At 73.5% G+C, this 18,794-nt stretch carries 19 protein-coding genes; 8 read left to right on the top strand and 11 right to left on the bottom strand.

Going from position 1 to position 18,794, the window contains the following annotated elements:
* Nucleotides 1–228 precede the first annotated feature (228 nt).
* Nucleotides 229–1,080: a siderophore-interacting protein gene (locus ACIQOW_RS30385; protein ID WP_401090286.1), complete on the bottom strand. Its 852-nt coding sequence runs from the start codon at nt 1,078–1,080 to the stop codon at nt 229–231.
* An 81-nt stretch (nt 1,081–1,161) separates the two neighbouring features.
* On the opposite strand from ACIQOW_RS30385, the gene ACIQOW_RS30380 reads away from it, so the two are divergent.
* Entirely contained in the window at nt 1,162–1,929 is a 768-nt protein-coding gene (locus ACIQOW_RS30380; protein WP_401090284.1) for a TetR/AcrR family transcriptional regulator C-terminal domain-containing protein, read from the top strand.
* A gap of 84 nt (nt 1,930–2,013) precedes the next feature.
* Here the strand turns inward: ACIQOW_RS30380 and ACIQOW_RS30375 are convergent, their stop codons facing one another.
* Nucleotides 2,014–2,472 carry a luciferase family protein gene (locus tag ACIQOW_RS30375; RefSeq protein WP_401090283.1) on the bottom strand — a complete coding sequence of 153 codons (459 nt, stop codon included), beginning with the start codon at nt 2,470–2,472 and terminating at the stop codon, nt 2,014–2,016.
* Nucleotides 2,473–2,524: 52 nt separating this feature from the next.
* Here ACIQOW_RS30375 and ACIQOW_RS30370 point away from each other — a divergent pair, with 52 nt between their 5' ends.
* Nucleotides 2,525–3,007 (top strand): MarR family winged helix-turn-helix transcriptional regulator, encoded by a 483-nt coding sequence (locus tag ACIQOW_RS30370; RefSeq protein WP_188298450.1) that lies wholly within the window; start codon nt 2,525–2,527, stop codon nt 3,005–3,007.
* On the opposite strand, the gene ACIQOW_RS30365 is transcribed toward ACIQOW_RS30370, so the two are convergent.
* The 7 genes from ACIQOW_RS30365 to ACIQOW_RS30335 form a co-directional block, all read right to left on the bottom strand.
* Nucleotides 2,991–3,506, bottom strand: a complete 516-nt coding sequence (locus tag ACIQOW_RS30365; protein ID WP_401090280.1) for a flavin reductase family protein — start codon at nt 3,504–3,506, stop codon at nt 2,991–2,993. The genes ACIQOW_RS30370 and ACIQOW_RS30365 overlap by 17 nt on opposite strands.
* A complete protein-coding gene (locus tag ACIQOW_RS30360) occupies nt 3,503–4,909 on the bottom strand; it encodes a dihydroorotase family protein (RefSeq protein ID WP_401090279.1) in 1,407 nt (468 codons plus the stop codon). Before ACIQOW_RS30360 ends, ACIQOW_RS30365 begins: the two co-directional genes overlap by 4 nt.
* Before the next feature lie 5 nt (nt 4,910–4,914).
* Entirely contained in the window at nt 4,915–6,054 is a 1,140-nt protein-coding gene (locus ACIQOW_RS30355; RefSeq protein ID WP_401090277.1) for an acyl-CoA dehydrogenase family protein, read from the bottom strand.
* Nucleotides 6,041–7,087: a PrpF domain-containing protein gene (locus tag ACIQOW_RS30350; RefSeq protein ID WP_401090275.1), complete on the bottom strand. Its 1,047-nt coding sequence runs from the start codon at nt 7,085–7,087 to the stop codon at nt 6,041–6,043. Before ACIQOW_RS30350 ends, ACIQOW_RS30355 begins: the two co-directional genes overlap by 14 nt.
* Entirely contained in the window at nt 7,087–8,901 is a 1,815-nt protein-coding gene (gene asnB / locus ACIQOW_RS30345) for an asparagine synthase (glutamine-hydrolyzing) (RefSeq protein WP_401090274.1), read from the bottom strand. Before asnB ends, ACIQOW_RS30350 begins: the two co-directional genes overlap by 1 nt.
* A 14-nt stretch (nt 8,902–8,915) precedes the next feature.
* Nucleotides 8,916–9,707 (bottom strand): cupin domain-containing protein, encoded by a 792-nt coding sequence (locus tag ACIQOW_RS30340; RefSeq protein WP_401090272.1) that lies wholly within the window; start codon nt 9,705–9,707, stop codon nt 8,916–8,918.
* Between the two features lie 249 nt (nt 9,708–9,956).
* Nucleotides 9,957–10,541 (bottom strand): TetR/AcrR family transcriptional regulator, encoded by a 585-nt coding sequence (locus ACIQOW_RS30335; RefSeq protein ID WP_401090270.1) that lies wholly within the window; start codon nt 10,539–10,541, stop codon nt 9,957–9,959.
* Between the two features lie 238 nt (nt 10,542–10,779).
* On the opposite strand from ACIQOW_RS30335, the gene ACIQOW_RS30330 reads away from it, so the two are divergent.
* The 5 genes from ACIQOW_RS30330 to ACIQOW_RS30310 all read left to right on the top strand — a co-directional run bounded on the left by ACIQOW_RS30330 (nt 10,780) and on the right by ACIQOW_RS30310 (nt 16,136).
* Entirely contained in the window at nt 10,780–11,202 is a 423-nt protein-coding gene (locus tag ACIQOW_RS30330; RefSeq protein WP_401090269.1) for a heme-binding protein, read from the top strand.
* Nucleotides 11,203–11,322: 120 nt separating this feature from the next.
* Nucleotides 11,323–12,552, top strand: coding sequence for a Cmx/CmrA family chloramphenicol efflux MFS transporter (locus tag ACIQOW_RS30325; RefSeq protein WP_401090267.1), 1,230 nt, complete (start codon nt 11,323–11,325; stop codon nt 12,550–12,552).
* Between the two features lie 75 nt (nt 12,553–12,627).
* Nucleotides 12,628–12,813, top strand: coding sequence for a 2-hydroxymuconate tautomerase (locus ACIQOW_RS30320; protein ID WP_401090265.1), 186 nt, complete (start codon nt 12,628–12,630; stop codon nt 12,811–12,813).
* A gap of 186 nt (nt 12,814–12,999) precedes the next feature.
* On the top strand, nt 13,000–14,574 hold the full coding sequence (locus ACIQOW_RS30315) for an FAD-binding oxidoreductase (protein ID WP_401090263.1): 1,575 nt from the start codon (nt 13,000–13,002) through the stop codon (nt 14,572–14,574).
* A complete protein-coding gene (locus ACIQOW_RS30310) occupies nt 14,571–16,136 on the top strand; it encodes an FAD-dependent monooxygenase (RefSeq protein WP_401090261.1) in 1,566 nt (521 codons plus the stop codon). Before ACIQOW_RS30315 ends, ACIQOW_RS30310 begins: the two co-directional genes overlap by 4 nt.
* A 79-nt stretch (nt 16,137–16,215) precedes the next feature.
* On the opposite strand, the gene ACIQOW_RS30305 is transcribed toward ACIQOW_RS30310, so the two are convergent.
* The gene (locus ACIQOW_RS30305; protein WP_401090259.1) at nt 16,216–16,746 is read right to left on the bottom strand and encodes a MarR family winged helix-turn-helix transcriptional regulator; all 531 of its coding nucleotides are present in this window, start codon (nt 16,744–16,746) and stop codon (nt 16,216–16,218) included.
* Between the two features lie 241 nt (nt 16,747–16,987).
* Nucleotides 16,988–17,959: a ScbA/BarX family gamma-butyrolactone biosynthesis protein gene (locus ACIQOW_RS30300; protein WP_401090257.1), complete on the bottom strand. Its 972-nt coding sequence runs from the start codon at nt 17,957–17,959 to the stop codon at nt 16,988–16,990.
* A gap of 127 nt (nt 17,960–18,086) precedes the next feature.
* On the opposite strand from ACIQOW_RS30300, the gene ACIQOW_RS30295 reads away from it, so the two are divergent.
* Nucleotides 18,087–18,716, top strand: coding sequence for a ScbR family autoregulator-binding transcription factor (locus ACIQOW_RS30295; RefSeq protein WP_401090255.1), 630 nt, complete (start codon nt 18,087–18,089; stop codon nt 18,714–18,716).
* Nucleotides 18,717–18,794: the final 78 nt, after the last annotated feature.

Raw genomic sequence — 18,794 nt, 5'->3', positions numbered from 1 at the left:
TAGCTGGGTTTTCCGCCAGCCGATCATATAAATCCTCTCGTCAGATGACAGCTGACGCATTCCAACGCACCTGAGAGGATCACGACAAGGGGGTAAATCCCCATCAGAAAGTAAAGTTGACCATCAGTCAGTAAAATCCACGAAGGAAATCGGGCCGAATCCGCATCTTTCAGCCGATCGGCCCTTTCCGCGCCCGGCCGCTCCCCTGGTCGGTACCCGGCCGACCGGTCAGTACCCGGCCAGCCGCTCCTGGGCGTCCGCCAGGTCCTCGTCGGTGGGCGCGTCGTCCTGGGTCAGCCGGTGGCGCCAGTAGCCGGTGAAGTCGATGGACGCCTTCGGCACCCCGCGCTCCTCGACCAGGTGACGACGCAGCGCCCGGACGGCTCCCGCCTCGCCGGCCAGCCAGGCGAACGGCCGGCCCGCGGGCAGCCCGGCGGACCTGACGGCGCCTGCCAGCACGGTGCCGGGGGCGGCCCCGTCGCGGTGCAGCCAGTGCACGACGAGGCCGTCCCCGCCCTCCAGCGGCTGCCGCTCGGCCTCGTCCGCGACCTCGACGTACGCCAGCGCCGGCACCCCGGCGGGCAGTGCCGCGACCAGCGTCGCGATCGCGGGCAGCGCGGTCTCGTCCCCGGCCAGCAGCACCCAGTCGGCCGCCGCCGCGGCCTCGGCGAACGGCACCGGCGGGGCGTACAGCGCGGAGGGGCCGACCATGCCGAGCCGGTCCCCGGGCGCGGCCCGCAGCGCCCAGGCGGTGGCCGGTCCCGTGCCGCCGTGCAGCACGAAGTCGATCTCCACCAGCCGGCTGCCGGGGTGCCGGTGACGCAGGGTGAAGCTGCGCAGCAGCGGGCGCTCGGCCTCGGGGACGGCCAGGTAGGCCCGGTACCAGCCCATCGGGTCGTCCTGCCGGGCGGGCAGCACCGGCTCGCGCTGCCCGGGGCGCGGGAAGCAGAGCTTGAGCTGCTGGTCGGGGGCGGTACCGACGGTGTCGGGCAGCTCGTCGGCGGCGAAGGTGATCCGCGTGGTGCGCGGCGTGATCCGGCGGACCTCGACGACCTCGGCGAAGGTGACGGGCAATGTCATCGCGAAACTCCTTCGGTTGGTAACCTTACGGCATAAAGAGTTGCCGCCGCGGCGATACTTTACGCCATAAGGAGATGCCGGATGACCGTCTACGCCGGGCAGGGCGACGCCCATCGCTCGCTCGCCCTGCTCTGGGGTGCGCCCGAGGAACCGCGCACCGGACGCAGCGGCCCCAGGCCGGGTCTGAGCGTGGACGCGATCGTGTCCGCCGCCGTCGCGGTGGCCGACGCCGAGGGCATGGCCGCGCTGTCGATGCGCGCCGTGGGCGAGCGGCTCGGCCGCACCGCGATGGCGCTGTACACCTACGTGCCGGGCAAGGCCGAACTGCTCGACCTGATGCACGACCGGGCACTCGCCGAACTCCCCACCGGGCAACCGCCGGCGGCCGGCTGGCGGGAGTCCGTCACCGCCTGGGCCGAGGGCCTGTACGCCTGCTATCTGCGCCACCCCTGGGTGCTCCAGGTCTCACAGGCCCGCCCGGTCCTCGGCCCGGCCGAACTCGCCGCGATGGAGGCGCTGTTGGGCGCGTTGCGACCGGCCGCACTGGCGCCGCCGCGGCTGCGCGGGGCGGTCGCCGCGCTCTGGCAGTTCGTCCGCGGCCTGGCCGCCACCACCGCGGACGCGCGCGGCGCGGCGGCCGCGACCGGCGTCACCGACGAGGAGTGGTGGTCCGCCCGGTCCGCCCGGCTGGCCGAGCTGGCACCGGACTTCGCGGAGCGCTTCCCGCTGCTCGTGGCCCTGCGGAGCGAGGGCGGCGGCGCCCCGGAGGACACCCACCGGGAGGCCTTCCGCACCGGCCTCGCCGTCCTGCTCGACGGCATCGAAGCGGGGGCCCCACAAAGGGCCTGAGCACGGGCCTGCGAAGGAGCCTGAGCACGGGACGGGCCCGGCCGTGTGGGTGACACACGACCGGGCCCCGCCGCGTCCACCCGCTCACTCGTGGGCGCGGCCGCGGGCGTAGGTGTACGAGGCCAGCAGGATCCGCCAGGCCACCTCGATCTCGTCCCGGTCGCGCGGGCCGAAGAGCAGCAGGGTGTTCTGGATCGGGTGCGGGATCCCCCAGCCCGCGTCGGTGACGTGCTTCTTGGTCGCCGGGGGCAGGGTGAGGTGCACGCTGCCGTCCTGCGGCGGGTGCTGGTGGGCGAACTCCCGGCTCTGCCGGATGAAGGCGTCGTCGGGCCCGGTGCCGAACTCGGGGGCCAGGTGGATGGCGCGGGCCTCGGGGTAGGGCACGTGGGTCGGGGCGAGGTAGACGCCGCTGAGCGACCGCATCCGCTGCCAGAACTCCTCCTGAAGCGGCGTCGGGGCGATCTGGTCGAGCTGACCGTGGGGCACCGGGCCGCGGGTGCGGGGGGCCGGTCCGGGGCGGTCGGGAAGGTTCAGCAGGGACATCGCTTTCCTTTCGTCATTACGACATCGAACAGTTCTCGGCTACGCTCTGGGCATGGAGGAGAAGCTTTCGAACGCTCCCGCACTGGTGGAGGGGGCCGTCGCCCTGCCGGTCATCGACCGGCTGCTGCGCGTCTCACGCCAGGCCGAGCTGCGCTTCGGTCGCACGTGCTCCCGCTTCGGGCTTCAGGCCTGGGAGTTCGACGTGCTCACCACGCTGCGCACCCAGGCGCCGGTCCACGAGATGTGCCCGGGCAACATCGCCGACCGGCTGCTCATCTCGAACAGCACCATGACCAACCGCGTCAACCGGCTGGAGCAGGCCGGTCTGGTCGAGCGCCGGCTGAGCCCGGAGAACCGGCGGATCGTGATCGTCCGGCTCACCGACAAGGGCCGCGAGGTCGTCGACCAGGTGATCGCCGCCCGGAAGCAGACCGAGCGCGAGGTGCTCGGCAGCGGGCTCTCCGAGGAGGAGGCCGGCCAGCTGTCCGCGCTCCTCGGCAAGCTCGACACGGCGCTCGTCAGCCACGACGCGTGAGCTCCAGGCGCTGGTAGCGCCTGCCGTGGTAGATCAGCGGCTCGCCGGGGGCGGTGCGCACGTCGAGCACGTCGAGCAGCAGGACGCTGTGGTCCCCCGCGTCGACGGTGCGCGCCCGCCGGCACCGGACGGCGGCGAGGGCGCCCGGCAGCACCGGGGCCAGGCCCTCGGCGTACTCGAAGCCGGTACCGGCGAACTTGTCGTCCGCGGACGTCGCGAACCGCTCGGCCACCGGCCGCTGTCCGGCCGCCAGCACGTTGATCGCGACCGGCCCCGCCCCGGCGAACAGCCGGTACGAGCGCGAGGACTTGGCCTGGCAGACCAGCATCATCGGCGGGTCGAGCGACACCGACGTGACGGAGGTGGCGGCGAAGCCGTAGGGCGTGCCGTCGGGCCCGGTCGTCGTCACCACGCACACGCCGCCGGCCAGCGCGGCCATGGCGTCCTTGAAGTGCGACCTCAGGTCGTCGGACGGCGCGAGCAGCGATTCCCGGCTCATCGCCCGGCTCCCGCCAGGGCGGGCACGCCCGCCTCCAGCCAGCGGCCGTCGGGGCGGCCGAAGACGGCGGTGCCGTCCGCTCGGCGGGCGTAGACCTCGCGGCCCTGCCGCAGGGTGCGCTCGACGCGGCCGGTGAAGGTCCAGCCCTCGTAGGCGGACCAGCCGACCTTGGCGTACGCCTCGTCGGCGCGCAGCCACCAGTTGGTGTCGGCGGAGACGAGGACGAGGTCCGCGTCGTGGCCCTCGGTGAGGGCGCCCTTGCGGCCTTCCAGCCCGAAGAGCCGGGCCGGGCCCTCCGCCATGACCCGCACGGCGATCGTCAGGGCCTGCTCGGCGTCGCCGCCAGGGAGGCGCCGGCGCAGCCCGGTGAGCAGCGCGGGGAAGAGCTCCTGCACCCCGGGCAGCCCCGGCGGGGCGTCGGGGGCTGGCAGCGCCTTGTCGGTGAGGGCGTGCGGGGCGTGGTCGCTCCCGACACTGGCGACCTCGCCGCGGATGACGGCCTGCCAGAGCCTGTCCTGGTCGGCCTGGTCCCTGATGGCGGGGCTGAGCCGGATGCGCGGGCCGAGGCGCAGCGTGTCCTCGGTGGTGAAGGAGAGGTGGTGCCCGGTGACCTCGAAGGTGATCGGGATCCCGGCCGCGCCCGCCGCGGTGAGCAGGTCGGCCTCCTCCTTGCTGGACACGTGCAGGACGTGCACGTCGGTGCGGTGCCTGCGGGCGAGTTCGATGAGCTTGGCGACGGCGACGATGCCGCCGCTGCGCGGCCGGTGGGCCTCGTACGAGCGGTAGGCCAGGGGTTCGCCCTGCCACTGGTCGAGGAGGGCGAAGACGTCGTCGTCCTCGGCGTGGAAGAGCAGCCGCAGGTTCTTCGCGGCGGCGAGCCGGAAGAGGTCGTCCAGCCTGGCGGGGTCGCGCAGGACGTGCGGCGCGGTGTGGTGGCCGGTCAGGAAGGCCTTGGCGGAGGTCGCCTCGCGCGGGGTGAAGTCGTCGAGGAGCGTGACCTCGTCCGGGTTGACTCCGGCGTGGAAGCGGTAGTCGACCAGGCTGGTGCCCTCGATCAGGGCGTGCTTGGCGTGGGCGTCGGCGGGGGTGAAGGTGGCGGGCCTGGTGTTGGGCATGTCGATGACGGTGGTGACACCGCCCGCGACGGCCGCCCGCGAGCCGTTCGCCCACTCCTCCTTGCCGGTGAGGCCGGGAGTTCGGAAGTGCACGTGGGAGTCGATGAGGCCGGGCAGCACGTACCGGCCGGAGGCGTCGACCGTCTCGCGGGCCTCGGCGGGCGCGCCGGGCGCCAGGACGGCGGCGATCCGCCCGTCGCGCACGGCGAGGTCGGCGCGGGTGGCCCGGCGGCCGTCGACGAGCGTGCCGCCCCGGACGAGGAGGTCGTAGGCCGGGGTGGGGTTCACAGGGTTCACAGGGTCCACGGGGTGCTCACCAGCTCCCTTGCGAGGTCGTTCGTCGGTCCCATGAGCGCCACGGCGCGGGCGTCGCGGGCCATCCGGTTGATGGGGTTGGAGATCACGTAGCCGGCGCTGCCGAGCAGCCGGGCGAGGGTCTGCACGACCTCCTCGGCGACCTCGGCGGCGAAGATCTTGCTGTGCAGGGTGACGGCGCCCGGGTCGGGGGCGTCGCACCGCCCGGCCCGTTCGACCAGTGCGCGCGCGGCCTCGATCCGGGTGCGGACCTCGGCGAGCCGGAAGCGCAGGCCCTGGTGGTCGAGCAGGCCGCGCTTGCGGGCGGCCGCGAAGGCGTGGTCCCAGGCGGCCTCGGCGATGCCGACGGCGACCGCGCCCAGCGTCGCGCCGGACTGGCGGACGCCGGCGATGACGCGGTTGGCGCCGTCGCGCGGGCCCAGCATGGCGTCCGCGGGCACCACGCAGTCCTCCAGCTCGATGAAGCCGGTCGCCGAGGCGCGCATGCCGACCAGGTCGAGGCCGGTGTCCGGGGTGATGCCGGGGGTGTCGGCGGGGATGAGGAAGAAGCTCTGGCCCGAGGAGCCGTAGACCTCGCCGTCGTCCTCCACCCGGGTGGTCTGGGCGAGCACGAGGTAGACGTCGGCGAGGCCGGCGCCGGTGGTGAAGGCCTTGCCGCCGCTGATCGACCAGCTGCCGTCGGGCCGTTCCTCGGCGACGGTGGCGAGGTTGCGCTTGGCGGCGCCCGCCCCGGACTCGCTCCAGGCGGAGGCCGCCAGCCACTCGCCGGAGGCGAGCCTGGGCAGCAGCTCGCGCTGCTGCCCGTCGGTGCCCCACTCGACGATGCGGCTGGAGACGGCCAGGTGCTGGAAGACGATGATGGCGGTGGAGGGGTCGTGGCGGGCGATCTCGGCGACGCGCCGGTTGACCGCCAGCTGCGCGGCCCCGGCGCCCCCGAGGTGGGTGGGCGCCACCAGGCCGGTGACGTCGGAGGCGCGGACGGCCGCCAGCACCTCGGGGAACGGCCGGCCCTCCCGGTCGGCCGCCGTCGCGTGCTCGGCGAGGGTGGCGAGCAGACTCTCGCGGCCGGTCGCCGCGGTGTCGCCCAGCCCGGCGGTGGGCAGTTCAGCGGTGGGCATGGGAGAGCGCCTCCTTCTGGGCGTAGGGCCGAAGCCGTTCGAGGGTGAGCGAGCCGGTGAACTCCACCGACTTCTGGGCGACGCTCACCCAGGCGAGGGTGTCCGCGGGGGTGTTGCCGGTGACCGCGGCGCGCACGGCGGTGGTGCCGCCCGCCGTGCGGACGGTGAGCGGCTCGCCGGGGGCGGCGGCGCTGCCGGCCAGCGTGTACGGGACGGTGCCGGCCATCTTGCTCGCCGCGCCGAGGCAGACCGCGCCGGTCAGCGCGATGGTGGGGTGCCAGCCGGGCACGGAGATCGGGCGGGCGGCGATGGTGCCGTCGCCGTCGGGCAGCAGCGCCGCGATCTTCGGGAAGGCCCCGCCGCGGGGCAGCCCGTAGACGTCGGCGGCGGCGCTGCGGATCTGCTGGAGGACCTCGAACAGGTGCGGGTCGTCGGTGAAGAGCTCGTCGGCGTCGCGCACCCCGAGGTCGGCCGCGTTGACGAAGACGTACGGGTTGCTCACCGACACACAGCTCGCGGTGATGCTGCCGTCCTCGTAGACGAGCGAGGTGGTGGGCCCGCCGCCGTGGGTGAGGGCGTCCAGGCAGACCGCCGGGTGGTGCATGAAGTGGGCGGTGAAGGTGGCGCGGTCGCGCTCGCAGTCGTCGACCTCGCACACCACGTGGTCGCCGTTGTTGAGGACGTTGACCCGCACCCGGTGGCCGGGGGCGAGCCGGTGCACCCAGCCGAGCCGGCTGGCGGCCATCACCGAGGAGAGCACCGAGTGGCCGCAGCTGCCGTGGAAGTCGAAGCGGGGCTCGGGCCCCGGCATGACCTGCACGAAGCGGTAGTCGATGTCGAACAGGGGGTGCGCGGAGGGGGCGATGAGCGCGATCTTGGTGATCTTCTCCAGGCCGTGGCCCAGCTCCGCGAGGTGGCGTACGGCCTCGCGCAGCGCGGGCTCCAGCTCCTCCGGGCGCTCGGGCAGCCCGTCGGCGGGCAGGGCGAGGGTGGGGCTGGGGCTGCCCTTGGCGTAGGCGATCTGGGCCTGCATCACGCCGCCTCCCTCACCGGGAGCGCGCCGGTGCGCGGGGTGCCGAGCTGCTCGCGCCAGATCTGGTGGACCATCAGCGACCAGATGGCCAGCGCGCTGGTGTCGCTGGGGCGCTCGATCTGGCTGCTGATGAGGTTCTGCACGGCGGTGGCGTCGAGCTGTCCCCCGGCGCGCAGCGCGGCGGGCGACAGGGTCTCCCTGGCGTGGTCGAGCAGCGCCTCGCCGGGGCGCAGCATCGCGGTGATGGGCAGGGTGAAGGGCTGCTTGGGCCGGTTGAGGACGGAGTCGGGCAGCAGTCCGCGGGCCGCCTGGTACAGGGCCCGCTTGCCCTCCTGGCCGCGGACCCGGAACTCCTCGGGCAGGCCGAGGGCGAACCGGGTGACGGCGGGCTGGCAGAACGGCAGCCGGACCTCCACCGAGCTGGCCATGGACAGGTGGTCGACGCGGCGCAGGTGGTAGGCGGGCAGCCGTTCGTCGACCTCGAAGGCGGTGATGGCCGCCAGCCGGTCGCCGGTCTCGCCGTACTTCTTGCCGAGGGTGTCGCGCAGGGTGTCGTACGCGCCGCCGTGCTGCGCCAGGTAGGCGCGGTAGTCGTCGGTGTAGAGCGACCGGCGCAGTTCGCCCGGGATCGCGGCGAGGGCTTCGAGGTAGTTGTGGGCCCAGTCGCCCTCGCCGTCGAGGAGGGCCTGTTTGATGCGCCCGTACCCGCCGAAGATCTCGTCGGCGGCGTCGCCGGTGACGGCGACCTTGAAGCCGGCGTCGCGCACGGCCTGGAAGAGGAGGTAGGTGCTGATCGAGATGGGGTCGGCGTTGGGCTGGCCGAGGTGCCAGACCACGTCGTGCAGCAGCTCGGGGAAGCGGGCCGGGTCGGCCTCGACCTGGTGGTACCTGGTGCCGTGGCGCTCGGCGACCTCGCGGGCGAAGTGCCGCTCGTCGAAGGGCCAGTCGCCCTGGTAGGCGATGTTGAAGCTGGTGAGGTCGGACACGGTCTCGGCGAGGAGCGCGGTGACCAGGCTGGAGTCGAGGCCGCCGCTGGTGATCGCGGAGATCGGCACGTCGGCCAGGGCCAGCAGCCGCGTCTGCTCGCGCAGCACCTCCTGGAGCCGGGCTCCCGCGCTCTCCAGGTCGCCGAACCGCTCGTCGGAGGTGGCGTCGGCGCGGCGGACGGTGCGCAGCCCGCCGGCGGCGGTGAAGGAGGCGGTGGTGGCGCGGGGCAGGACCTGCACCGAGTCGACCATCGTCTGTTCGCCGAAGGGGGTCTTGCTGGCGAGGTAGGCGTCGAGGCCGGGCAGCCACGGGTCCCAGCTGATGCCCGGCAGCGAGAGCAGGGCGGGCAGTTCGGAGGAGAAGTGGAACGTGCCGCGCTGCCGGTCCCACCGGTAGTAGAGCGGTTTCATCCCGGCCTGGTCGGTGGCGAGCACCAGGGTGGGCTCGTGGTGCAGGTCGAGGACGGCGACGGCGAACATGCCGTCGAGGTGCTCGGCGAAGCCCTCGCCGTAGTGGTCGTAGAGCGCCGGGAGGATGCTGCCGTCGCAGTGGTCGTGGAAGGTGTAGCCGAACGACCGCAGCCGGGCGCGGAGTTCGTGGTGGTTGTAGATCTCGCCGTTGAAGACGACCTTGATGCGGTCGCCCAGGGTGTAGGGCTGGTCGCCGTGGTCGAGGTCCATGATGGCCAGTCGGTTGTTGCCGAGCGCCCAGTCGTCGCCCGCGGCCAGGTACTGCGCGTCGGGGCCGCCGTGCCGCTGGAGCAGTGCGACCGTGCGCAGGTGGTTCGCGGAGTGCTCTCCGCCGAAGTGTCCGTATATCCGGCACATGGCTGTGGGTTACCTCACTTCACATCAGGGGAGACGCCGGCGGCGTGGTACAGCGCCGGATCGAAGGGGGTGGGCCCGCCGCAGGTGGTGAACGGCTCGGCGTCGGGGCCCGTGTGGGGGTTGCGGGCGCCGTGCGGAATTCCGGGGGGCGCGTACAGGACGTCGCCGGGGAGCACGTCGTTCCACTGGTCGTGCATGTAGAGCTGTCCGGCGCCTTCGACGGCGATGAACGCCTCTTCGCTCTCGGGGTGGATGTGCACGTTGAAGGTCTGGCCGGGCTGCTGGACACCGCAGTGCAGGCACAGCCGCGCGGAGCCGCTGCCGGGCCAGAACACGAAGTTCATGACCGCGCCCTCGCCCTCGGTGGGGGCCTCGCCGATGCCGGAGAAGCCGCGCAGCTGGGAATCGCTGTCGGTGAGGGCGCCGGCGGTCTTGGGGGACGCGCCCTCGGGCTCGCCGCCGGCGAGCTTGCTGCGCCAGACGTAGGCGGTCAGGCCCTCGGCTCCGGCGGTGAGTTCGAGCGTGCGGCCGGTGGGCGAGTAGAGCGCGGAGGTGCGGCGCAGCCCGGTGCGCGCGCTGCCGACGTCGCCGTGGCCGGATCCGGCGAACACGACGACGACGTTCTCCTCCTCGAAGGACCAGCCCTGCCGCCAGACGGCGTTCGGGGCGACCTCGACGACGTTGAGCCTGACCTTCCGTGCGCCGATCGCCGGCCCCACGGGCTCCGCGACCCGGCCCCAGTCGAACGCCGAGAATGCGAATTCCTCGCGACGGATTATCGCGCCCTTGACAGTTTCGGCACTCACGCCGAGCCTCCTTGTAATCGACCGGACTCGAACTTCCCTTTACTCGGGCTGGCCCTGGAGAATCTAGGTGGAGGGACGGTGGAACGCCAAGGAAAATCGCGTGCGGCCAAGATTTCTCCCCGCACGCGAAGGGCCGACCGCCCCCTCGGCCGAAATGTCTCCCGGCGCAATGCGCGGTTCACCCGCGGACACGCGAAAAGGGCCGCCCCCCGCAATGCGGGGGGCGGCCCTGCCTGCTGACGCCGGCGACTAATCGGGGATAACCGAGAGGGCGGTGTCGACGATGGCCGCGAGTTGCTTCTCGTCCGGCATCGAAATACTCATGACGCGCAACGCCTGAACCATGGCCGTGAGGAATCCGGCGAGGGAATCGACATCGGCTTCGGCGGAGATCTCGCCGGCCGCCCTGGCGGCGTGGAGGGCGGCGGCGAAGGCGCCCTTGAGCGCCTCGATCGCGTCGCGGGCGATCCGGGCGGCGCCCGGGTCGTGCGGGACGCGTTCGACCACGGCGCTCACCAGCAGGCAGCCGGGCCGCTCGGGGGCGCCGAGCGACTGGGCGATCCGGTCGAGCAGCAGATCCCGGACGGCCTGCCGGAACGGGACGCTGCGCAGCAGTTGGGCCTGGAGGTCGTGCGTCGTGAGCTTCACGTAGTGCCGCAGGGCCCGCTCGTACAGCTGCTGCTTGCTGCCGAACGCGGCGTAGAGCGAGCCCTTGCCCAGGCCGGTGACGGCGCACAGGCCCTGGACGGAGGTGGCCTCGTAGCCCTGGCGCCAGAACAGCTCCATGGCAGCGCTCAGCGCCTCGTCCGTGTCAAAGCCTCGGGGTCGAGCCATGCCGTGGAGCGTAGGTGGTTGTGGACCGATCGGTCAACCAAGTCCCTTGGCAGAGCGGGCATTCAGGACCGGAGCGGCTGGTTCGCGCCAATTTTCTGTACCGACCGGTCCACCTCGGTGACGTCTTGACAGCGGGCGACGACGCTGCGATAGCGTACATTCCCACATCGAACAGTTCGTCATTGAACGCTGACTGTCCGCCGGCCCACCCCTCACCACACCCACGAGGAGCCCCACCATGTCCGACGTCGTCCGCCGCGCCTCCGTCAGCAGCGAGCTGGCCCAGAAGATCATCCAGGCCGCCGCCACCGCCGCGCTCGCCGGCGACAAGCGCTTCGGCATCTCCGTCGTGGACGAGAGCGGCCACCTGAAGGCCTTCCTCCGCCAGGACGGCGCCAAGCTCATCACCCTCCAGGTCTCGCAGGACAAGGCCTACACCGCCGTCGCCTCCCAGCTCTCCACCGAGCAGTGGTCGGAGAACCTCAGGAAGGACGAGGTCATCGGCAACGGCGCGCCCACCGGCATCGCCCGCCTGGTCGCCCTCGGCGGCGGGCTGCCGATCGTGGTCGACGGCGAGGTCGTCGGCGCGATCGGCGTCTCCGGCGGCCACTGGACCGACGACGTCAAGATCGCCGAGGCGGGCCTCGCCGTCCTGGGCTGACCACCCCGTCCGCCCCGCCCACCGGCCTCTCCCCGCACCCCCGTCGGGGAGAGGCCCCCCGCCCCGCCTCCGGTCGGACCCACTTCCCGCCCTCGCGCCCTTCCTCCGGGAGAAGTCGCCATGCCCATCGCCCTGTTCATCCTGGGCCTCACCATCTTCGGCCTCGGCACCACCGAGTTCATGATCGCCGGCCTGCTCCCCGAGCTGGCCGAATCCTTCGATGTGACGGTCCCCCAGGCGGGCCACCTCATCTCGCTCTTCGCCATCGGCGTGACCGTCGGCGCCCCGCTGATCACCATGCTGGCCTCGCGCGTCCCCCGCAAGGCCACCCTGGTCACCCTGCTGGTGGTCTTCCTGGCCGGCGAGCTGGTCGCCGCGACCGCGCAGAGCTACGGCGTGCTGATGGCCGCCCGCCTCATCACCGCCGTCGCCCACGGGGCGTTCTTCGGCATCGGCGCCGTCGTCGCCGCCTCGCTGGTGGAGCCGGCCAAGCGCGCCCGCGCCATCGCCATCATGTTCGGCGGCCTGACCATCGCCACCATCGCCGGCGCCCCGCTCGGCGCGTTCCTCGGCCAGCACTTCGGCTGGCGCGCCCCCTTCTGGGCGGTCTTCGCCATCGGCGCCGTCGGCCTCCTCGGCGTCATCACCCTCATCCCGCACCAGCCGCGCGAGGAGGGTGCGAACCTGCGCGCCGAACTCGCCGCCTTCCGCCGCGTCAACGTGTGGCTGGCCCTGGCCACCACCCTGCTCAGCCAGGCCGCGCTGTTCGCCGCGTACACCTACGTCACCCCGCTGCTCACCGACATCACCGGCTTCGGCGAGGGCGCCGTGCCGCTCCTGCTGACCCTCTTCGGCGTCGGCACGTTCTGCGGCAGCTGGCTCGGCGGCAAGTTCGCCGACCGCAACCTGATGCGCACCCTGTGGACCGGCATGATCCTGCTCGGCGGGATGCTGCTGCTCTTCCAGGTCTCCGCACACAACAAGATCGCCATGGTCGTCACCCTCGCGGCCTTCGGCATCGCCAGCTTCCTGATCAACCCCGGCCTCCAGACCCGGGTGATGAACGAAGCCGGCGAGGCCCCCTCGCTGGCCAGCGCCGGCAACATCTCGGCCTTCAACATCGGCAACGCGGTGGGCCCGTGGGCCGCCGGCCTGGCCATCACCGGCGGGCACGGCTACCTCGCCCCCGCCTGGGTCGGCGTGGCCTTCGCGGCCGCCGCCCTGGTCGCCGCACTGGCCTCCACCGCGCGCGACGCCTCCGCCCGCCGCACCGCCGGCGCGGCCGGGCCGGCCTCGGCGCCCGCCCCGGCCGAGGCGGCCGTCGCCGCCGCGCCCGCGGGCCGGCAGTGATCCCGTCCCGCCCCTGAGACCGCCCCGGCCGACGTCCCAGGACCGCCCCAGCCCGAACCATCGGAAGGAACTCCCGTGCCCGTCGTCAACATCGCCCTCTGGAAGGGCAACACCACCGACCAGCGCCGCGAGCTCGTCGCCGAGCTCACCGACTCCGTCGCCCGCATCGCCGACTGCCCCAAGGAGGCCGTCACCGTCATCCTCACCGAGGTCGAGAAGGACCACTGGGGCAAGGGCGGCGTGCTCGCGAGCGAACTCTAGAGCCGCATCCGCGGCGAGGTGACGCGCCGTCCGGGAGCCCGAGGGCAGGCCCCGGGGCGGCGCGGCTGCCGCCGGGGCGTCCCGGCGGCGGAAACGAGCGACCGACGACAACGACGGCATCGACGACGAGGAACAGCGCCCGTGGCGCCCCCCGAGACGGCCCGCGGCCGACCAAGGAGAAGAACGATGGAGCAAGCCAGCGGCGGCGCGGCAGCGCCGACGGTGCGACCGGGCGACCCCCGCTACCCCGTGCTCACCAGCGGCATCAACCAGCGCTGGCGGGCCACCCCCGGCCGGATCCGGCTGCCCCGCACCACCGCCGAGACCGTCGCGGCGGTCCAGGACGCGGTGGACGCGGACGCCCGCCTGTCGGTGCGCAGCGGCGGGCACTGCTTCGAGGACTTCGTCTTCCACCCCGACGTCGAGGCGCTGCTCGACATGTCCGCGATGAACGCCGTCGGGTACGACGAGGAGCACCGCGCCTTCTCGGTCGGCCCCGGGGCCCGGCTGCTCGACGTCTACGAGGCCCTCTTCCTGGGCTGGGGCGTGACCGTGCCGGGCGGGGTGTGCGCCACCGTCGGCGCCGGCGGGCACGTGGCGGGCGGCGGCTACGGCCTGCTGTCCCGCTCGCTCGGCCTGGTCGTCGACCACCTCCACGGCGTCGAGGTCGTCGTCGTGGACGCCGCCGGCCGGGCCCGCGCGGTCGTGGCGACCCGCGAGGACTCCGGGGCGCTCGGCGACCTGTGGTGGGCGCACACCGGCGGGGGCGGCGGCAGCCTCGGCATCGTGACCCGCTACCTCTTCCGCAGCCGTACGGCCCGGGGCCGGGCGCCCTCCGACGCGCTGCCGCAGCCGCCCGCCGAGGTGCTGGTGAGCGCGGTCGCCCTGCCCTGGGACCGGCTGACCCCGCGGGGCTTCGCCGGGCTGCTCGGCGCGTACGGCGCCTGGCACCAGGAGCACGCCGCCCCCGGCTCCCCCGAGACCGCCCTGGGCAGCCTGCTGATGCTCAACCACCACGCCAACGGCTCGGTCGGCCTGCTCACCCAGGTCGACGCCACCGCGCCCGGCGCGGAGAAGCTCCTCACCGGCTACCTCGACCGGCTCGCCGACGCCGCGGGCGTCCGGCCGCAGCCCGTCCACGGCCCGGTCGGCGAGTTCGGCCCGATGCCCGAACTGCTGCGCCCCAAGCGACTGCCGTGGCTCACCGCCGCCCGCTACATCGGCACCAACACCCCGGTCCTCAACGACCCGACGCTGCGCGGCAAGCACAAGTCGGCGTACGCGCGCACCGCCCTGACCGAGGAGCAGCTGCACACCGTGCACGCCCACCTCACCCGCGTCTCCCCCGGCACGCGCCCCAACCCGCAGTTCATGCTGGTGGCGATGTCCTACGGCGGCGAGATCGCCGCCACCGCGCCCGGCGCCACGGCGGTCGCCCAGCGCGACTCCGCGTACAAGCTGCTCTACCAGGCGTTCTGGACCGACCCCGAGGACGACGCGGCCAACGTGGCCCGGGTGCGGGAGCTGTACCGCGACGTGTACGCGCGGACCGGCGGGGTACCCGTGCCGGGGCCGCGCTCGGACGGCGCGTACGTCAACTACCCGGACGCGGACCTGGGCGACCCCGGACACAACACCTCGGGCGTCCCGTGGTCCGCCCTCTACTTCAAGGACAACTACCCGCGGCTCCAGGCGGCCAAGGCGCAGTGGGACCCGGGCGACCGGTTCCGGCACGCCCAGTCGATCGGACTGCCGTCATGACCGGGCGCACCTCCGTGCTGATCGCGGGCGGCGGGCCGGTCGGGATGCTGCTCGCCGCCGAACTCGGCCTCTGGGGCGTCGAAGCCGTCGTCGTCGAACCCCACCCGCACACCCAGGACACCCCCCGCGCGGGCACCCTGCACGCGCGCAGCGTCCAGTCGCTGCTGCGCCGCGGCCACCTGCGGCTGCGCGGCCGGGGCAGCCTGGAGGAGGAGCGGGAGACGTCGTTCCACTTCGGCGGCGCGCCGATCCTGCGGATCGCCACCCCGACCGCCGAGGGCCCGCCGATCCACGGGCAGTCGCAGGCCGCCCTGGAACAGGCCTTCGAGACGCGCGCCCTGGAGCTGGGCGCCGTGGTCCGGCGCGGCCACCGCTTCAGCGCCCTGCGGCAGGACCGTGGCGGGGTGACGGCGACCGTCGAGGGCCCCGACGGCCCGTACGAGCTGACCGCCGACTACCTGGTGGGCTGCGACGGTGCGCGCAGCGACGTGCGGCGCGCGGCCGGCTTCGCCTGCACGACCCACGAGGCGACCTTCGCCGCGATCGTGGGCCTGGTGCGGCTGCGCGACCCGTACGCCGTGCCGCCCGGCTGGACGCACACCGCCGAGGGCTGGCTGCTCGCCAACGTGAACCCGGCGGGCCACAGCCGCGTCATCACCCACGACTTCCGGCTGCCGCTGCCCGCACGCGGCTCCCGCGCCACGCTGGAGGAGCTCCAGGGCACCCTCTCGCGCATCCTCGGCCGGCCGGTCGCCCTCGGCGACCCGGCGTACCTGGACCGCTTCAGCGACTTCACCCGCGTCGCCGACCGCTACCGCACCGGCCGGGTGCTGCTGGCGGGCGACGCCGCGCACGTGCACGCCCCGCTGGGCGGCCAGGGGCTCAACACCGGTCTCCAGGACGCCTTCAACCTCGGCTGGAAGCTGGCCCTGGTCGCCCGCGGGGACGCGGACGGGCGCCTGCTGGACAGCTACGACACCGAGCGCAGGCCCGTCGCCGAGGCCGTCGTCGCCAACACCCGGGTGCAGGCGGCCGTGATGCGGCCCGGGCCCGAGAACGACCACCTGCGCGAGTTCACCGCCCGGATGTTCCGGCACCCGGGCGTCAACCGCGAGGCCGCCGACGTCATCAGCGGCCAGGGCATCGCGTACGGGCCCGGGGGCGCGGCGGACCCCGCGGTGGGGCGGTTCCTGCCGAACCTGGCGCTGCGCACGCCCCACGGCCCGCGGACGGTGGCCGAACTGCTCACGCCGGGACGGCCGCTGGTGCTGCTGCGGCCCGAGGTCGCCGACGCGCTGGAGCCGGTGGCGGCCGGCTGGGGCGAGCGGGTGTCGACGCTGCGCGTCGATCCCGAACCGGACTCGGCCGAGCTGCGCCTGGGCACGGGCGCGCCGGTGCCGTGGAGCGCCCTGGTGTGCCGCCCGGACGGCTACCTCGTCTGGCGGGCGGACCGGGCTGCCGGGGATGCCGGAGCGGCTGGGGCTTCCACGGCCGACGGCGCGGGGCTGCGGGAGGCGCTGGAGGGCTGGTTCGGGCCACTGCACGACCGCGTCGAGGTCTGAACGGCGAGCGTCTGAACAGCGAGTCCCTGGACGGGAGTTCGCCCGTTGCGGCACCGGGGGTGCCGCAACGGGCGGCGGCTCAGTCCTTGCGCCCCGTCCTGGCCTGGGACGCCAGGATGCCCCGCTCCAGACCGCTGAGCAGCTCGTCCAGGACACGCAGCCCCTGACGCGGGACGTGCTGGAGGGCCGCGCGCTGGATCCGTGCGGTCTCGGCCGCGAGGCGGTCGGCGATCGTCCGGCCCGCCTCGGTGAGCTGGACGCGCAGGGCCCTGCGGTCCTGCGGCTCCTGACAGCGCAGCACGAGCCCGGCCTGCTCCAGGCGGTCGATGCGCGCGGTGATGCCACCCGAGGTGAGCTTCACCCCGCGGGCCAGTCTGCTGGCCGACATGCCCTCCTCCCTGCCGCACTCGCGCAGCAGGACGAGCACCTCCACGTCGCGGCTGCGCAGCCCGTAGTCCGCGCAGAGGGTGATCAACACGTTCTGGTGGGCCTGCACGATGGACGTCAGCCGGCCGAAGACGCCGCCGGGCGTGACGGACTGGACGGCCGGGGAAGCGGAGGCGGGGAGCACCCGATGCAGGCCTGAGTGGTCTACCGGTGGTGCGTTCATGAGTGTTTCCGTCAGTCCTCTCTTGAATGGTCTACCGGTGTCGGGGGGAACGGGCTGCGGGCAGCCCGGCCGGCACGGTACGGACCGTGCCGGCCGTGTCCTCGTTGCGTACGGACTCACTGTGGAACCGCTGACGGGGCGCGCCGGGGCCGAGGTGGACCCGGTGCGCCCGGCGGCGCGGGTGCGCCGGAACTCCGCGAGGGCGCCGCCGCGGTGTTCCGGCGTCACCCGCACGCGCGGGTCAGTCGGCGAAGGCGCCGACGAGGTCGGCGGTGAAGCGGACCTGGCCGTCCTGCACGGCCGTGATCCGCCTCCCCCCGGCCGCCTGACCGGCCCGCCGCGGTCCGGACCCGAGCGGGGCGGTGGCGATGGTGCAGGGGGCGTCGAGCTCGACGAACCGGTGGAAGGTGCAGTCGAGGCTTCTGACGGTGCCGCCGGCCGCCTGGTGACACGCCTCCAGCAGCAGCACGCCGGGCACGTGGTCGACGGGGTGGTCGAAGTAGATCGGGTGGCCCGGGTCGACCCGCAGCCGCCGGCCGCCGTCGGCGCCGGGAGCGCCGAGCACGACGTCCCCCGCCCGGCGACGGCCGGTACCGGCGCACGGCGCGGGACCGGGAACGGGTACGGCCTGCGCCATCGCGGCCTCGGCATCGGCGTGCGCACCGCGCACCCGCTGGTACACGGCCCTGGACTGGACGGCGAACCGCGCCTCGGCCGTGGCGACCCGCACGGCGCCCCAGCTGATGTCCACGCGCAGGGACAGGGTCGCCGGACGCCTGCCGCGGTACGACAGGTCGAAACAGCGGACCCCCAGCTCCAGTTCGGGGCCGCGGTCGATGCCGGCGTACGCGGCGTCGTCGACCTCGTAGCGGAGGTGGTCCCAGATCAGCTGGTGTCCCGGCGGCACCTCGTAGGCGGCGTGACACAGCAGCGGGAAGGTCTGCCGGACGGTCTCGCAGAGCAGGAGCGGGTCGAAGTCGGACCCGACCCGGTAGAGCGGGTGCTCCTGCGGACGCCGGGCCCGGATCCGGAAGGCGTCGGGCCCCGTCCGCTGCCAACGGGTGAGGTACACCTCGTCGGAGCGCAACTTGTGCACCTGCCAGGGTTCGACGGGGACGGCTGTACAGACGGCGCCGGCGAGGACGGCAGCCGTGGTGCGGAGATGGCCGGCGTCCATGGGGCGGTAGCGGTCGAGTTCCTCGCATACAGACAAGAGGGTCCCCCTACGAAAGGCCCGGGGGCGTTCGACCCCGAGGCGCGATAGTTCATGTGTAACATAGAGAGCGTTCGGTATGTAGAGGGTTTCTCGTAGAGACCATGACAGGCAGATGAGCACGCGCATGCGCAGAGGGCACAAGCACGAGCAGGCCTTGAAGACACGGGCGGCACTGGTCCGCGCCGCTGCCGAGGTCTTCGACCAGGTCGGCTACCACGGCGCGGGAATCAACCGGATCCTGACCACGGCGGGCCTGACCTCCGGAGCGATGTACTTCCACTTCAAGTCCAAGGAGGATCTGGCCCGGGCCGTCATGCTGGAGCAGGCCAGCGACCTGCGGCTCCCCGAGGAACCCCGCGGCCTGCAACAGCTCGTGGACGTCACGCTGACCCTCGCCGCGGAGTTGCAGAGCAACACGCTGCTGCGGGCCGGGGTCCGCCTAGCGGTCGACCAGAGCGGTCTCGCCCAGAGCGACGACTCGGCGTACGACTGGTGGGCGGAGCGCTTCCACCGCGAACTCGTGGTGGCCCGCGAACGGGGCGAGCTGCGCGAGGAGGCCGACGAGCGGGAGTTCGCGGAGGTGCTGGTGGTCGCGTTCACCGGCACGCAGCTGAAGTCGCAGATCTCGGCGGGCTGGTCCGACCTGCCCGAACGCATCGTCTCCCTGTGGCGCTACCTGCTGCCCGGAGTCGCCTCCGCCGACGCGCTGGCCTCCGTCCGCGTCGACCCGAAGCGGAGCCTGGATCCGGTGTGACGCCCCGCCCGGTGCCACCGGCTCACCGGCCGGCCTCCGGCACCACGGCAGTACCACGACGGCGCTGCCGGCCTCGGG

It is taken from the genome of Kitasatospora sp. NPDC091335, assembly GCF_044757205.1.
GTDB lineage: Bacteria > Actinomycetota > Actinomycetes > Streptomycetales > Streptomycetaceae > Kitasatospora.
Note: the sequence above shows the minus strand (reverse complement) of the source record. Positions and strands in the feature narration are given on the sequence as shown.

What these genes read in the sequence shown, in the direction of transcription:
- ACIQOW_RS30325 (WP_401090267.1), top strand. Translation starts at nt 11,323, where the DNA reads ATGCCCATCGCCCTGTTCATCCTGGGCCTCACCATCTTCGGCCTCGGC.
- ACIQOW_RS30315 (WP_401090263.1), top strand. Translation starts at nt 13,000, where the DNA reads ATGGAGCAAGCCAGCGGCGGCGCGGCAGCGCCGACGGTGCGACCGGGC.
- ACIQOW_RS30370 (WP_188298450.1), top strand. Translation starts at nt 2,525, where the DNA reads ATGGAGGAGAAGCTTTCGAACGCTCCCGCACTGGTGGAGGGGGCCGTC.
- ACIQOW_RS30380 (WP_401090284.1), top strand. Translation starts at nt 1,162, where the DNA reads ATGACCGTCTACGCCGGGCAGGGCGACGCCCATCGCTCGCTCGCCCTG.
- ACIQOW_RS30305 (WP_401090259.1), bottom strand. Translation starts at nt 16,746, where the DNA reads ATGAACGCACCACCGGTAGACCACTCAGGCCTGCATCGGGTGCTCCCC.
- ACIQOW_RS30365 (WP_401090280.1), bottom strand. Translation starts at nt 3,506, where the DNA reads ATGAGCCGGGAATCGCTGCTCGCGCCGTCCGACGACCTGAGGTCGCAC.
- ACIQOW_RS30385 (WP_401090286.1), bottom strand. Translation starts at nt 1,080, where the DNA reads ATGACATTGCCCGTCACCTTCGCCGAGGTCGTCGAGGTCCGCCGGATC.
- ACIQOW_RS30310 (WP_401090261.1), top strand. Translation starts at nt 14,571, where the DNA reads ATGACCGGGCGCACCTCCGTGCTGATCGCGGGCGGCGGGCCGGTCGGG.
- ACIQOW_RS30330 (WP_401090269.1), top strand. Translation starts at nt 10,780, where the DNA reads ATGTCCGACGTCGTCCGCCGCGCCTCCGTCAGCAGCGAGCTGGCCCAG.
- ACIQOW_RS30335 (WP_401090270.1), bottom strand. Translation starts at nt 10,541, where the DNA reads ATGGCTCGACCCCGAGGCTTTGACACGGACGAGGCGCTGAGCGCTGCC.
- ACIQOW_RS30375 (WP_401090283.1), bottom strand. Translation starts at nt 2,472, where the DNA reads ATGTCCCTGCTGAACCTTCCCGACCGCCCCGGACCGGCCCCCCGCACC.
- asnB (WP_401090274.1), bottom strand. Translation starts at nt 8,901, where the DNA reads ATGTGCCGGATATACGGACACTTCGGCGGAGAGCACTCCGCGAACCAC.
- ACIQOW_RS30350 (WP_401090275.1), bottom strand. Translation starts at nt 7,087, where the DNA reads ATGCAGGCCCAGATCGCCTACGCCAAGGGCAGCCCCAGCCCCACCCTC.
- ACIQOW_RS30295 (WP_401090255.1), top strand. Translation starts at nt 18,087, where the DNA reads ATGCGCAGAGGGCACAAGCACGAGCAGGCCTTGAAGACACGGGCGGCA.
- ACIQOW_RS30355 (WP_401090277.1), bottom strand. Translation starts at nt 6,054, where the DNA reads ATGCCCACCGCTGAACTGCCCACCGCCGGGCTGGGCGACACCGCGGCG.